A 13,260-nucleotide genomic window follows, 5' to 3' on the forward strand; every position below is an offset into this window, starting at 1 on the left:
TAAATTTACTTATGTATTTGTTTTAAAGATTCTTATATCTATATGGGGTTTTTTAAGGTTAAACTCTAAGGTATATGGGAAAAAATTTCATCTTTCCTTAATTATTGTAAAATTCAGTTAACAAACTAGAGGTGTTCGTTTATGACTATTAGCAACACTGGCAAAGCAACCAGTTCTCGGCAGAAGTATGCCAAGTCTACACAGGAAGTTGAAAATCAACAAGACCAAAGCTTGAATGCAGATAAAGCCGAGGAAGTTAATGAACTGCCAGTAGGAGCTTCTGGAACACTCGCCATTTCTGGAATTCGCCCCATAGGCGCTAGCGACTTAGAAGTTGCTGAACACCTTTCAATTTCTGGGGTGCGTCCTGTTAGCACCAGTAGTTTGGAAGTAGTTGAAACCTATAACGCAATGGGTATTCGCCCAATTGGTGCTAATAAATTCCAAATTGTTGAAAGTATGAATCTCTCTGGAATTCGTCCAATTGCCTCAAGTTCATTGGTAATTGATGAAAGCTATTCGACATTCGGTAATCGTCCGATAGCATCAAATGAGATTGACAATTCTGAAAACCTGATGGGTTTTCTAGATTAAACAAAAAACATCCCCGTAACTTTATTAACCCATTTTCTCTACGAAACTGGGTTTTTTTTATTTAAAAAGTAAAAATTATCATCTGTGACATTTGTTCTATGTCTTTTAGCATAGGTAACTAAACTATTCTCACTTTATTTTACTTTATTTTATATTCAACTAACAGCCAGAACGCTTACTAAAACTCACTTTTTTAATTACGAATTACGAATTACGAATTACGAATTATTGAATCTGCCTTGTGGTAGAAGGCTTTAGCAAAAACTTTAAGTTACTGTGTAAAGGTAATAACAAAGAGTTTCAAAGTTAGTTTATAGCTTTGAAATTAGTTTTTAATTAAATCAGGAGTATCAAAATGAGCATAGAAGATCGCGCAAAGGCTGCTGCTAAAAATGTTGAAGGTAAAGCCCAAGAAGCATTAGGAAACGTCACTGGAGATCCAGAAGATAAAGCTGAAGGTAAAGCAAAGCAAGCTGAAAGTGAAGTACGTCACGGAATTGAAGACGTGAAAGATAATGTAAAGAAAAACATTGACTAGTAATTCATGATTTTTTTTGCAGAAACTCTAGGGATATAAATGGGGTGCATTCCATTTTTGCAAGAAAAAATTACGAAATGCTAAACATTCAATGCTATGCACCTTTATTCTATTCTTAGCAAGGGTTGAAAGATAAAGGACTAGCTTGATTGACAGAAATTTTATAGAGACGTAATTAATTACGTCTCTATATCTATGCTTAATTTATTTTTATAATTATTAAAAAGCAATAATGGCAATGTCTACGACGAGCGTAGCTAAGAGGATGAATGAACAAGTATTTTTCATAACATCAAAGCCTCGCAAACCTAACCCCCCTAGCCCCCCTTCCCTACAAGGAAATGGGGGTTTCAAAGCTTGAATTCCCGACTGATAGCGCAGCTCCTTCGAGTCCGCAAACGTCTTGATTCTGACTCCTGTTAGCGGATAGCTAAGGTTTAGCCCATTCTGGCTTCTGAATTATTTTTCAATTTAAATCTCAAAAATTGTAGTAATATACCACAGGCATTAACTATCTTCAGCTACATCTGATAGTTAGCGCTTTTAAATTCACAATCGATGAGAATATACGGTGAACCTAACTCTTTATTTCCTCCGTCACGGACAGACAGAATGCAGCCGCAATAATTCCTTTTGCGGTTCTATAAATTCAGAACTTACTCCAGAAGGCTTGGAGATGGCAAAAGCTTTTGCAGATACATATAGTTCTATGCATTGGACAGCAATATTTTGTAGTCCAATGCAGCGAACTGTATTAACAGCAAAACCTTTGTATGAAGCAATAGGGATAGAACCACAACTTAGGGATGGTTTGAAGGAAATCAATTATGGCTTGTGGGAAGGAAAAACGCCAGAAGTAATTAGTCGTGAATATCACGATGATTATATTCGCTGGTCAGCAGATCCCGCTTGGAATGCGCCTAATGGTGGAGAAATGGCAGTTACAATTGCTTATCGTGCCTTGCAGGTAATTGAGGAAATCAAGCAAAATTACACTAGTGGTAATGTTTTAGTGGTTTCACATAAGGCAACTATCAGAATTATTCTGTGTAGTTTACTAGGGGTTGATGTGGGACGCTTTCGTTTTCGTTTAGGATGCCCTGTTGCTTCGGTCAGTATTGTAGAATTTAGTTCGCATGGGCCGCTATTAAAGGTTTTGGCAGACCGTACTCATTTGGATGAGCGGTTGCGAAATTTACCGGGAACGTGAGAGAAGTTAGGAGTTAGGAGTTAGAAGTTAGGAGTTAGGAGTTAGGAGTTAGAAGTTAGGAGTTAGGAGTTATTATTTCCTTGCTCGTTATTTGTTATCTGGCTCAGTGTATTTGCACAAAACATTTATTCCGATTTTTAAAATATATAATACGACAATTGTGGCGATCGCCCCATCAATCGGGATGCCATGTACTGCTGCAACGGCAACCAGTGAGCCAATAACACTGTTAAACAAAGAAGCACTACCAGGGTTATTGGTGTATTCTTTGATTTTGCCCCGTAAACCATCATCACCACAGATTTCCGCGCGGATTTCGTCGAGGGTGAGTTGTAAGAGAGATTTTTTGCCCTTACCATAATCTGTTTTGCCGACTTTCTCTTGCCAGAGTGCATCAAAACTGGTTTCTAAATTACCGTTGTGTTGTTGCAGGGTAGTAAGCGCTTGTTGCGCTGGGGTGTCGTCTTGCAGAAGTTGCTGAAACTCTTGGATTTCGACAGGGGTTAATTGGGCATTCATATATATTTGACTTAAATATTTATTGAGTATTTGTTAGTTCCTGAATCAACTCTTCAGGTGTGATAATTCTGGGGGTAGCAACTGGAAAATCTCTAGGATTGCGAGTAATAATAGCATCTAAGTGATTGAGTACCGCACTGCTGTATTGAATAGCGTCTTCAAAATCTCTAAAGTTAAGGTTTAGTGCCATGTTGATTGTAGTACTGTCTACGATGGCGACTTGGCAGAAGTTGACCAATTGCCTTAAATAAGTAAGTGTCCACTCTCGACCTCTTGCCCTACGGATGATGTAATACAAATCACTAAAAGTTGAGGCGGAAATATAACCTTCTACCTGTCCTTGTTCAACTAGCACCAACACTTGTTCGCTTGCTTCTAGAAAAAGTTCACGCTCAAGGGCATCATCTACAATGATGTTGGTGTCTAACAAGATTTTCACAGATTATGTTTCTCCTTTAAAGCTTCCCATCGGGCTTGGTCTGGGTCAAAGTCTGGTGGTGTGGGTGGGGCATTTTCAAATAACCCTTCAAATGCTTTGACTTTAGACTTTCTTCTCGGCTTTTCTGGCTGTGACTCAGTAGAAGTTTCCAAGGATGGAACTGGCTGCAAAATAATCACTTCCACTTTTCCAGGAGCAATATTTAGAGGTTCGTCAATAATTAAATGACCGGATTCGTCAATTGTGGCGTTCAGCTTGTAGGCTTGCATATTGCTTTTCCTCATCTATATATAATTAAATAATATTTCAGGCAATTTCACAGATTATGTTTCTCCTTTAAAGCTTCCCATCTGGCTTGGTCTGGGTCAAAATCAGAAGGTGTAGGTTGTGTTTTTTCAAACCAGCCTTGCAAAGCTTTGATTTTTGTTTGTCTTTTCGGCTTCTCTGGCTGTGACTCAAAGGATGGAACTGGCTGCAAAATAGTACCTGAATCAACGATCGCAGTTATAAGTGAATGTCTTGTCGTCACCAACATTACAACATTAAGTCTTAACGCTATAACTTTAAGGCTTAATGCTATAACCTTAAGCCTTAAAGTTATAACTTTAAGGCTTAACGCTATAACTTTAAGGCTTAACGTTACAACATTAATCACCAGCATCATAAGATTAAGGCTTAAGGTTACGACATTAAGCCTTAACATTACAACTTTTTGACAAAAGCTTATGCGATCGCTCTTTAGGGTAGTGCGATCTGTGCGATCATCGCAAACAATGCTTAAATAAAACTTATGAATGATTTGAGTTGGCAATAAATCTTGCACTGCACCCTACGACTCCGTTTCTAGCTCATCCCGTACTGTCCAAATTGCCTCGCGCACCTCTCCAGCGCACTCTTCATCCGTCGCCTCGCGCCAAATGGTTTGAAACTGGCTTTCACCTAACTGCTGGAGCATACGGGCTAAAGCATTGATATAATAACCAATCGAATCTTGAATATGCTGTAAGCCAATGGCTAAACCACGAATATAAATTGGCAAAGCCTCAGCGTAATTTTCTTGAGCTTCTAAAACCCTTCCCCATTTAGTTAATGTTTGTGAAGCCCAATACCAATCCTTGAATTGCTGATAAACTTCCCAGGCTTTTTGATAATAGTTAATTGCCACATCAAACTGCTGTTGTTTTTCGGCTACCATGCCTAGTGCGTAATAGTCATTAGCAGCAGAGTACAAATTCCCAGTATCTTCAAATATCTTCAGCGCCTTGTGGAAGTAATCAATAGCTACATCAAACTGCCTCCGCTCATAGGCGACATTGCCCAGTGTGTAATAGTCATCAGCAGCAGAGTATAAATCCCCGGCGTCTTCATATATCTTTAGCGCCTTGTGGTAGTAATCAATAGCTACATCAAACTGCCTCTGCTCTTGGGCTACGATGCCCAGTTGGTGATAATCACTAGCAGCAGAGTAAAAATCCCCAGCATCTTCAAATATCTTCAGCGCCTTGTGGTAGTAATCAATAGCTACATCAAACTGCCTCTGCTCTTGGGCTACGATGCCCAGTTGGTGATAATCACTAGCAGCAGAGTAAAAATCCCCAGCATCTTCAAATATCTTCAGCGCCTTGTGGTAGTAATCAATAGCTACATCAAACTGCCTCTGCTCATAAGCGACATTGCCCAGATTATGATATTCACGAGCAGCAGAGTACAAATCCCCAGCATCTTCATATATCTTCAGCGCCTTGTAATAGTAATCAATAGCTACATCAAACTGCCTTTGCTTTTGGGCAACATTTCCCAGTTGGTGATATTCATAAGCAGCAGAGTAGAAATCCCCAGCATCTTCAAATATCTTCAGCGCCTTGTGGTAGTAATCAATCGCCACATCAAACTGCCTCTGCTCTTCGGCTACCATGCCCAGTTGGTGATATTCACGAGCAGCAGAGTAAAAATCTCCGGCATCTTTATATATCTTCAGCGCCTTGTGGTAGTAATCAATCGCCACATCAAACTGCCTCTGCTCATAGGCAACATTGCCCAGATTGTGATATTCATGAGCAGCAAAGTAGAAATCCTCGGCATCTTCATATATCTTCAGCGCCTTGTGGTAGTAATCAATTGCCACATCAAACTGCCTCTGCTTTTGGGCTACTATGCCCAGTTGGTTATAAGAAACAGCAATTATGTTATTTTCTGAAAGGTCATTTAAAGGGATCAATTCATCGAGAATTTCTTGATGAATTTTACTTGCGCCTGCCAAATTAGCACTTAGTAGTGCCTCATTAGCTTCGTAACTCCGCAAATATATCCAGAAATCAACAGCATCTTTACCCTTTGCTTTTGCATCTGCCAAGTGGATACCAATTTGCTTCAGCGCCCGTTTTTGCAGCGACTTAAATTCAGGTTTGCGCCCGATGCGCTCATAGACTTGCAAGGCTTGTAGAATCGATTGTGCTTCAGCCCATTCCTGTTGCTGTTCGGCTAGGCGTAGATTTTGCAACAGATTTGGTTCTTCCACTCGCAGTATAAAAGTTGCATATTCTGCGTTGCTGATGAGTTTCTGGTGATACTTATCCGCCAAACAAGCGTAGAAAAATAGCAACTTTTTTTCCAGTTCATTAATCACCTCTTGAGAAGCTATTTTGTTTAACTGCTGGCGCAAATACCAAGGTAATGCGGGGTGAATTTTATAAATAGTTCCACCCAAATATTCCATAATACCTGCGGCGGCGGTTTCATTAAGCAGCTGCAACCAATCAGCTTTTTGTAAGTTCTCCCCAAACACCGCCTGATAAGCTTTTCCATCACTATCATCAGGGTTCGTTGAAAAAATATGCAGCCAATCAACATCAACCCGTTCAGAAAACAACGCCAAAAACGGTAAATGTCGCTGCGCCTTCTCCGATAACTTCGCAAACGAATAATCCAACGACACCGTTAGCGACTTATCCCTACCTTCCTCCTCCACTCCCTGAAAAGTATCCAACCCCTGCCGCAGTGCCTCAATTAACTGCACAGGTGTCTGCATCTTTAAATGCGGCAACACCACCCGCAAAGACAACGGATGTCCCCCCAACAATTGCAACAATTCCAAATACTCTGCTGGTAGGTTCTTTCTCTCCACGCCCACCGTTTGCAAAATCTTCGCGGCTAACTCTTGGGCATCCGCTTGAGACAACCCCCGCAAGTTGATTAAACTATACCCGCAATCAAGCCAAGGTTCTTCACGACGACTGGTAATTAATACCCAAGATTTACCACCCCGCAATTCCTTAAGAAACCGCTTCAGCTTGTTTCTTTCTTCCCCACTCAATAATGGTTCATTCCCCGTAGGGAAACCGTTGACAGGTTCAAAGTTATCCCAAATCAACAAGCAAGGATTAGTTTGCAGATATTGCCGCACCACATCCTCTTGGTGTTCTGGCATCATTTGGGAAAATCTCTCACCTCCTAACGCCCTACCAATTTGGTTAATTACCTGACTCAACCCCGCACCCTGTTCAAAGGAGGTGAAGAACATACCGCCTGTACGTCCTTGAGTATCATTTAACCACCGGGCGAAACCTGCGGCTAACTCAGTTTTACCAACGCCGCCCATTCCCTGCACCAAAACCAGATGATTTTGCCGAAATGCTCTCTCTAAACGCAAAATCTCATAATCTCGCCCAATAAAACCATAAGCACTTTCATCAGGTAAACCTATAGCTTTGCTGCTTTCTGAAATGTTGTCCGCTTGCGCCATCAAATCAGCAAAACTGGGTGCTGTCTTTTGAGGAACAAAAGGCGTATAGGGTTCCTGCTGATACAGCACTGGCACAAGCCAATCTTGTAAAGGTAAATTTCCTTTCGGACTGGGGCGCATTTTTTCAATAGACATGGACTTGCGTCCAGCTGCGACGGCTGTAGCGATACACTCTCCCCTGACTAATTCCCCATACAACCGCCCAACAAAATGTTCTGCACCTTTGGCGTAAACTGAATACGCCATCGCTACTACACCCTTTGCCCCCAATTTCACCAACTGTCCCGCCACAGAAGAAAAAGCTTCTTCGCCTACTTGCCCAGACTTACAAGCATTGAGTACAAAAATCGGCACGCGACAATCTGTTAAATATTGGGCAATTTCTCTGGCACTAACAAGTTGCTCATTACCCTGCTCATCCTCAAAGACTAAAACTCCTTGAGTATCGCTGTCAAAATTTCCATGTCCATCAAAATGGACGATATGGTAAAAACCTTTATTTGCCTGGAGTTCTGCTTCAAATGCTTTCAAGCTAGGGGGACGCAATACTTTCAGGTTGACTCGCTGACGTATTGGTTGCAACGCCGCCAGCAAAGGACGGGCAATGGTTTTAAAATTTACGTCTTGCTCGTCATAAGGACGGGCAATAACTAATAAAATATTCAATTGGTCATCGGGCATTGGTGGCAATGGTGCTTTTACGCCCTGAGTGCTGAGACTGCGATACATCCCCGCCAGTGAAGGTGCAAGAAATTGATAGTCGGGGGAATACAGCAATTCCCAAGGTAAATTCAGCACGTTGGCGTTATCGGAAATGATGCCCAGTTCGCATTTATCGAGTCCTTCCCGTGTAGCTTCTTGAAAAAACTCTCTTCCTTTTTCTGTGCTGCGAAATACTAGCTCAAATAGCTGTTGTCCCCAGTGCTGTAATTTTTGTTCGATTTTTACAGCGTTATCTGGAAAAATACCGTAAGGAAACTGTAAATAATCTTCTAAATACCAGCGCAATTCAGCCGCGTTTTCTTCATCGAAGGGTTGTTGGAAAGGGACTGCTGGGGCTAGGCGAGGATTTTCGTATCCGCGTTGCCAAGAAAGTTGGATTGTTTCGCCTTGATGGGTGATTCGCAACCAATTTGTTGCCATTGCTGCTGTGCTGGTTACTGGGTAAATTGATGCTAGCTTAATTTGAGTAATTCACGCAGAGGCACAGAGAGGAAGATTGAGTTTTAATTCAGTGCAGATACAGCGATAATGTACTCAAATTATCAGCGAATTATTTTATGCAGCCAGATATTGAGACTATTGTATTACGTCAAATGGCTTCGGGCGATCGCCTATCTTTACAACTATACAAATTCATCGGCGCTCAACCTGGTAAAAAGGTTTACATTCAATCTAATCTGCACGGTGCAGAAATTGCTGGTAATGCCGTTATTCACCAGCTAATTGAGTTTTTCTTAACAATAAATGATACAGATTTAACTGGAGAAATTTGGCTAGTTCCCGTTTGTAATCCAATGGGGACGAATGAGCGCGCTCATCATTTTTCGCCTGGACGTTACTGCATTTACGAAGCTAAAGACTGGAATCGCATATTTTGGGACTACGAAAAAGAAGCTGATGATTTAGTAGCTTTTACTAAATCTCAACTTCATATCGATCTAGAGGTCATTCGACAAAATTATCTAACTATAATTAAGCAACAATTTGCGAAAATTTTAGAAAAAATTAATTCTCCTAGTGCAGTGCCCTACACTGAGCTTTTTGGCTACAAGTTACAAAACCTGAGTTTAGATGCAGACTACTTAATTGATTTACATAGTTCTACAAATCAAGCGTTAGACTATGTTTATTACTTCCGAAATCGAGAAGACAGTGCAAAACACTTTCTACTCGATTTTGGAATCTTGCTTAATAAATACGATGGTGATGCTTTTGATGAAGCTTTTATCAAACCTTGGTTAGCGCTGGAAGCTTGTTTTAAAGAGTTGGGTAGAGAAATCAAGTTTGATGTGGAAGCTTGGACACTAGAATTAGGCTCAGGAATGCAAATGAATCCTGATTCAGTTGCTAAAGGTGTACGGGGTGTAAAAAATTATTTAGCACAAAAAGGTGTACTGCAAATGTCTGTATCAGGTGACACAAAAACCCATGAAATGACTTTTGCATCTAGCAGCAACCGAAAAAAATATTATGCGATCGCAGGTGGGATGATTCAATCGAGAATAGCATTAGGTAGTACAGTCAAAGCTGGAGACAAGCTGTATCAAATTCTCAGTTTTAATAAAGAAGGTCAACTACCTAGTGTAATTGATGTCTGCGCTCAACATGATGGATTAGTTTATGATGTCGCAACCAATCAAGCTGTTAATGAAGGTGAGTTTGTCTTGGGAATTGTTAGTTAAGGAATAGCAGTTCGTAATTAAGATAGGAGCAATAAGTTAATGCGATCGCGTTTGGGTTTGTGGAGTGCGATCGCTCTAAGTTTTTCTTGCTTCTCAACTTTCATCTTTATAAATATTTTTACGATGTCCGACTTCCACAACATTTACCATTAGAATATCGTCGAAAATATCATAGATAACGCGATAGTCACCTACTCTAATTCTATAAGCATTTTCTTTCCCTTTTAGCTTTTTAACTTTATTCGGACGTGGTTCTGTAGCTAAATCATCAATTTTAATTTGTATACGTTCTTGAAGTTCTGACGGTATTTTTTTAAGTTGCTTCAATGCACCCCTCTATATTTCAACTTTATAACTCACGCCACTTCCTTGTTTATTCCTGTCTTTAGTTCTTTTTTAGCTTCTTCCCATGACACTGAATTATCAAGATTAGCTTCTTTTTTTGCTTTATCGTAGGCTTTTAAATCTTCTTCTTCTTCTTCTTCTTCGATTGTTTGAAGTAGTGCGTAAATCTCATCTAAAGTACTATCATAAGCTTGATTTAACAGTACGTTAATCTCTTTAATTAATTGTTCGCGTTCCTGTTCACTTTTCATAATTTGTCTTTCTTACTCTAAACTTAGGTTATAAATTCAATTATAAATGCAATCGCGTTTTGGTGTTTTGACATGGCGATCACTATTCATTTTATACTGGTGTAATTTCTTAATTTTGCCCTAACTTCCTGTGCGGAAATTACTTTACCAGCTTGACTGTCAGTAAGTCCAGCCGCGTTGCGTCTACGCATTTTTATTTTGTAAATAAGTACGATCGCTTATTTAAAATCAATTTAACTTCAACTACTTTGTTGCTGTTCCAAACACAGCTAACAAACATTATCAAAACTCACAAGATTAACAGACATAATATTATGATTATATTAATCTGAAATGGTTTTAGTAATTATTGTGCGATCGCGCAGATGAAGAAGTTATTGCATCTGTATTTTATTTCCCCAGTGGTAAAATTCCCGCGTCATTTACATCTTCTACTAAACTTTGTACTTTGATAGGCACAGCTATGCTGTGCCTGTACCATGTATATTCAGTCTCCCAAATAAATACCCATACCACGAGCGGTTTTAACTAAAGTACCATTGGGATCGACAGCGCTATATTGAGCGATCGCTTCTATAATTGGTACACTTAATACTTGGCGATTTTGCCATGTTACCATGCGATCGTATTTACCCTCTGCAATTAGATTAACGGCTGCAACACCAAAAGCTGTTGCAACTAATCTATCTAGTGGTGAAGCAGTTCCACCGCGTTGAATGTGTCCTAAAACTGTAACTCGTGTTTCTACACCAATGTGTTCAATAATTTTATCTGCCAAATATTCACCAATTCCGCCATATCGAGATTGACCTAAGCGATTTGTAATCGTCACATTTTCCCCATCGTGGGTACGAACCGCTTCAGAAACAATTATCAAACAATAGTTTTTGCCTTTCTCTTGGCGTTCTTTGATTTTGTGGCAAATATGCTCAACTGTGTAAGGAATTTCGGGAATTAAAATTACATTCGCTCCCCCCGCAATTCCCGCAGCTATTGCTATGTGTCCGGCATCACGACCCATTACTTCCAAAATCATGACTCGGCTATGACTTGCAGCAGTAAAATGTAACCTGTCTAGTGCTTCCGTGGCAATATTGACTGCTGTATCAAAACCGATGGCGTGTTCGGTAACGCCAATATCGTTATCAATGGTTTTGGGAATACCTACTAAATTAATACCACCTTGTTGAGCTAGGCGACGCAAAATTGCCAAGCTACCATCGCCGCCGATACCAATCAAAGCGTCTAAACCTAGTTCATGATAACCTGCAATAATTTCTTCGGAGCGATCGCATAAACTTCCATCCGCCATCGGAAAAGCAAAAGGGTCGCCTTTATTGGTCGTCCCCAACATTGTGCCACCCGCAGTTAACAATGAGTCAACTCGGTCAACTTCCAGGTTGGTAAATTGCGGCGGACGCGCCATTAATCCTAGAGTCGCTTGACGAATTCCTAAAACCTCCCAGCCGTAAGTATTTACAGCACAATTTACTACAGCCCTAATCACAGCATTTAAACCAGAACAATCACCTCCACTCGTAAGAATTCCTATGCGTTTGGGTTCTCCCACATTTTTTATTGACATTTTGATCCAAATGTATACGTTAAGTAGTCGATGAAACTTAAGCCAAAGTTAGCAGTAGATTAAACTCAAGCAAAAGTCCTCTCTGTTAATGCCAAAGTAATTTTATGTTTCTTTTGGATCTAAAAACAAAACAAAGTCTAAAAATTCAGCACCTCTTGAGCTAAAAGTCAAAATTTATGTGGGTTTAGTACGATCGGCGATGAAATGAGGTAAACTTTGAGTTTAATTTTTTTAATATTCTGACTACTGAATTCTGACTCCTGAATACTACAACTAAGGTTATCTCAGCTGTAAAATATAAGTGTAGAGCAAGTAGTAGATTAAACCTCGGCAAAAGCAAACCCTAAAAATGCCAGGGTAATTTTATGCTTGTTTTGTGTCTAAGAAAAAACCAAGTTATCCCAGCTAGAAAATATGAGGGTGGAGCCAAAGGTGACTAGTATTGAAAATTACACTTTCTCTTTTTCAGAAGAAGTAACAATTCCCCAGGCTCCTCCTGAATTCAAATCAGGTTTTATCGGCATTGTTGGTCGTCCAAATGTCGGTAAATCTACTTTGATGAATCAGTTAGTAGGACAGAAAATTGCCATCACCTCACCAGTAGCACAAACTACACGTAACCGTTTGCGCGGTGTATTAACTACACCAGAAGCGCAGTTAATATTTGTAGATACACCAGGAATTCATAAGCCCCATCATCAATTGGGCGAAGTATTGGTGCAAAATGCCAAAATTGCCATTGAATCGGTAGATGTAGTGTTATTTGTGGTAGATGGATCTGTAGCTTGTGGATCGGGCGATCGCTACATTGCCGAATTGCTTAGTCGCAGCAAAACACCAGTAATTCTGGGTATGAACAAAACCGACCAACAACCGGCTGATTCGCAGTTTCTAGATGATAGTTACGCCCAAATGGCCCAATCCCATGAATGGGAAATCGTGAAATTTTCTGCCAAGACTAGTACCGGATTACCGCAACTTCAAGAATTATTAATTAAACATTTAGAAATTGGGCCATTATATTATCCTCCAGACTTGGTAACTGACCAGCCAGAACGCTTTATTATGGGTGAATTGATCCGAGAACAAATTTTATTATTGACTCGTGAAGAAGTACCCCATTCAGTAGCGATCGCCATTGATCTAGTAGAAGAAACTCCCAGCATTACCCGCGTACTTGCTACCATCAACGTCGAGCGTGATTCTCAAAAAGGCATACTCATCGGCAAAGGTGGAGCAATGCTCAAAGCAATTGGTAGTGAAGCCCGCGAACAAATTCAAAAATTAATCGCTGGCAAAGTTTATCTAGAATTGTTTGTGAAAGTCCAGCCAAAATGGCGACAGTCGCGGATTAGTTTAGCAGAGTTAGGCTATCGCGTGGAAGAATAATAATTGGTCATTTGTCATTGGTCATTGGTCATTTGTCATTGGTCATTGGTCATTGGTAACTTGTACTGAGCGACTTGTACCGAGCAAAGTCGAGGTAAGCCGTTGACGCAGCCTCTCCAAGAGTTGTATTGTCATTGGTTATTGGCAGGTGAAAAAAGCAAAAAACAAAAGCCAAAAGACTAATAACTAATGACAAATGACAAATGACAAATGACAAATGACAAATGACAAATGACAAATGAC

General features: G+C 40.2%; 13 protein-coding genes. 5 read left to right on the top strand and 8 right to left on the bottom strand.

Features of this window, described 5'->3' with window-relative positions; all coding sequences use genetic code 11:
• Nucleotides 1-141: 141 nt before the first annotated feature.
• From RMX89_RS10555 to RMX89_RS10565, 3 genes are all read left to right on the top strand, one after another.
• Complete coding sequence (locus RMX89_RS10555) at nt 142-594, top strand: hypothetical protein (protein WP_322688898.1); 453 nt, start codon at nt 142-144, stop codon at nt 592-594.
• A 355-nt stretch (nt 595-949) separates the two neighbouring features.
• The gene (locus RMX89_RS10560; RefSeq protein ID WP_100900626.1) at nt 950-1,132 is read left to right on the top strand and encodes a CsbD family protein; all 183 of its coding nucleotides are present in this window, start codon (nt 950-952) and stop codon (nt 1,130-1,132) included.
• A gap of 571 nt (nt 1,133-1,703) precedes the next feature.
• On the top strand, nt 1,704-2,342 hold the full coding sequence (locus RMX89_RS10565) for a histidine phosphatase family protein (protein WP_322688899.1): 639 nt from the start codon (nt 1,704-1,706) through the stop codon (nt 2,340-2,342).
• A gap of 87 nt (nt 2,343-2,429) precedes the next feature.
• Here RMX89_RS10565 and RMX89_RS10570 read toward each other — a convergent pair whose 3' ends face one another.
• From RMX89_RS10570 to RMX89_RS10590, 5 genes are read right to left on the bottom strand one after another with little or no spacing between them, the layout of a single operon-like run.
• Entirely contained in the window at nt 2,430-2,861 is a 432-nt protein-coding gene (locus RMX89_RS10570; protein WP_322688900.1) for a hypothetical protein, read from the bottom strand.
• 19 nt (nt 2,862-2,880) lie between these two features.
• Nucleotides 2,881-3,300: a PIN domain-containing protein gene (locus RMX89_RS10575; RefSeq protein ID WP_322688901.1), complete on the bottom strand. Its 420-nt coding sequence runs from the start codon at nt 3,298-3,300 to the stop codon at nt 2,881-2,883.
• Complete coding sequence (locus RMX89_RS10580) at nt 3,297-3,569, bottom strand: hypothetical protein (protein ID WP_251959623.1); 273 nt, start codon at nt 3,567-3,569, stop codon at nt 3,297-3,299. The genes RMX89_RS10575 and RMX89_RS10580 overlap by 4 nt, the downstream gene beginning before the upstream one ends.
• A 47-nt stretch (nt 3,570-3,616) precedes the next feature.
• The gene (locus RMX89_RS10585) at nt 3,617-4,123 is read right to left on the bottom strand and encodes a hypothetical protein (RefSeq protein WP_322688902.1); all 507 of its coding nucleotides are present in this window, start codon (nt 4,121-4,123) and stop codon (nt 3,617-3,619) included.
• Nucleotides 4,124-4,129: 6 nt separating this feature from the next.
• Entirely contained in the window at nt 4,130-8,185 is a 4,056-nt protein-coding gene (locus RMX89_RS10590) for a tetratricopeptide repeat protein (RefSeq protein ID WP_322688903.1), read from the bottom strand.
• Between the two features lie 137 nt (nt 8,186-8,322).
• On the opposite strand from RMX89_RS10590, the gene RMX89_RS10595 reads away from it, so the two are divergent.
• Nucleotides 8,323-9,447, top strand: a complete 1,125-nt coding sequence (locus tag RMX89_RS10595; RefSeq protein WP_322688904.1) for a succinylglutamate desuccinylase/aspartoacylase family protein — start codon at nt 8,323-8,325, stop codon at nt 9,445-9,447.
• Nucleotides 9,448-9,540: 93 nt separating this feature from the next.
• On the opposite strand, the gene RMX89_RS10600 is transcribed toward RMX89_RS10595, so the two are convergent.
• The 3 genes from RMX89_RS10600 to RMX89_RS10610 form a co-directional block, all read right to left on the bottom strand.
• Entirely contained in the window at nt 9,541-9,774 is a 234-nt protein-coding gene (locus RMX89_RS10600; protein ID WP_322688905.1) for a type II toxin-antitoxin system RelE/ParE family toxin, read from the bottom strand.
• Nucleotides 9,775-9,803: 29 nt separating this feature from the next.
• On the bottom strand, nt 9,804-10,043 hold the full coding sequence (locus tag RMX89_RS10605; protein WP_322673447.1) for a hypothetical protein: 240 nt from the start codon (nt 10,041-10,043) through the stop codon (nt 9,804-9,806).
• Nucleotides 10,044-10,530: 487 nt separating this feature from the next.
• Nucleotides 10,531-11,613: an ATP-dependent 6-phosphofructokinase gene (locus tag RMX89_RS10610; protein WP_322683863.1), complete on the bottom strand. Its 1,083-nt coding sequence runs from the start codon at nt 11,611-11,613 to the stop codon at nt 10,531-10,533.
• Nucleotides 11,614-12,042: 429 nt separating this feature from the next.
• Here RMX89_RS10610 and era point away from each other — a divergent pair, with 429 nt between their 5' ends.
• Complete coding sequence (gene era / locus RMX89_RS10615; RefSeq protein ID WP_322683795.1) at nt 12,043-13,017, top strand: GTPase Era; 975 nt, start codon at nt 12,043-12,045, stop codon at nt 13,015-13,017.
• Nucleotides 13,018-13,260 lie beyond the last annotated feature (243 nt).

It is taken from the genome of Nostoc sp. DedSLP04, from assembly GCF_034530775.1.
Classification (GTDB): Bacteria; Cyanobacteriota; Cyanobacteriia; order Cyanobacteriales; family Nostocaceae; genus Nostoc.

Excerpts from the sequence above, each read along its gene's own strand:
- RMX89_RS10555 (WP_322688898.1), top strand. The coding sequence starts at position 142 with ATGACTATTAGCAACACTGGCAAAGCAACCAGTTCTCGGCAGAAGTAT.
- RMX89_RS10560 (WP_100900626.1), top strand. The coding sequence starts at position 950 with ATGAGCATAGAAGATCGCGCAAAGGCTGCTGCTAAAAATGTTGAAGGT.
- RMX89_RS10570 (WP_322688900.1), bottom strand. The coding sequence starts at position 2,861 with ATGAATGCCCAATTAACCCCTGTCGAAATCCAAGAGTTTCAGCAACTT.
- RMX89_RS10580 (WP_251959623.1), bottom strand. The coding sequence starts at position 3,569 with ATGCAAGCCTACAAGCTGAACGCCACAATTGACGAATCCGGTCATTTA.
- RMX89_RS10590 (WP_322688903.1), bottom strand. The coding sequence starts at position 8,185 with ATGGCAACAAATTGGTTGCGAATCACCCATCAAGGCGAAACAATCCAA.
- RMX89_RS10595 (WP_322688904.1), top strand. The coding sequence starts at position 8,323 with ATGCAGCCAGATATTGAGACTATTGTATTACGTCAAATGGCTTCGGGC.
- RMX89_RS10605 (WP_322673447.1), bottom strand. The coding sequence starts at position 10,043 with ATGAAAAGTGAACAGGAACGCGAACAATTAATTAAAGAGATTAACGTA.
- era (WP_322683795.1), top strand. The coding sequence starts at position 12,043 with ATGAGGGTGGAGCCAAAGGTGACTAGTATTGAAAATTACACTTTCTCT.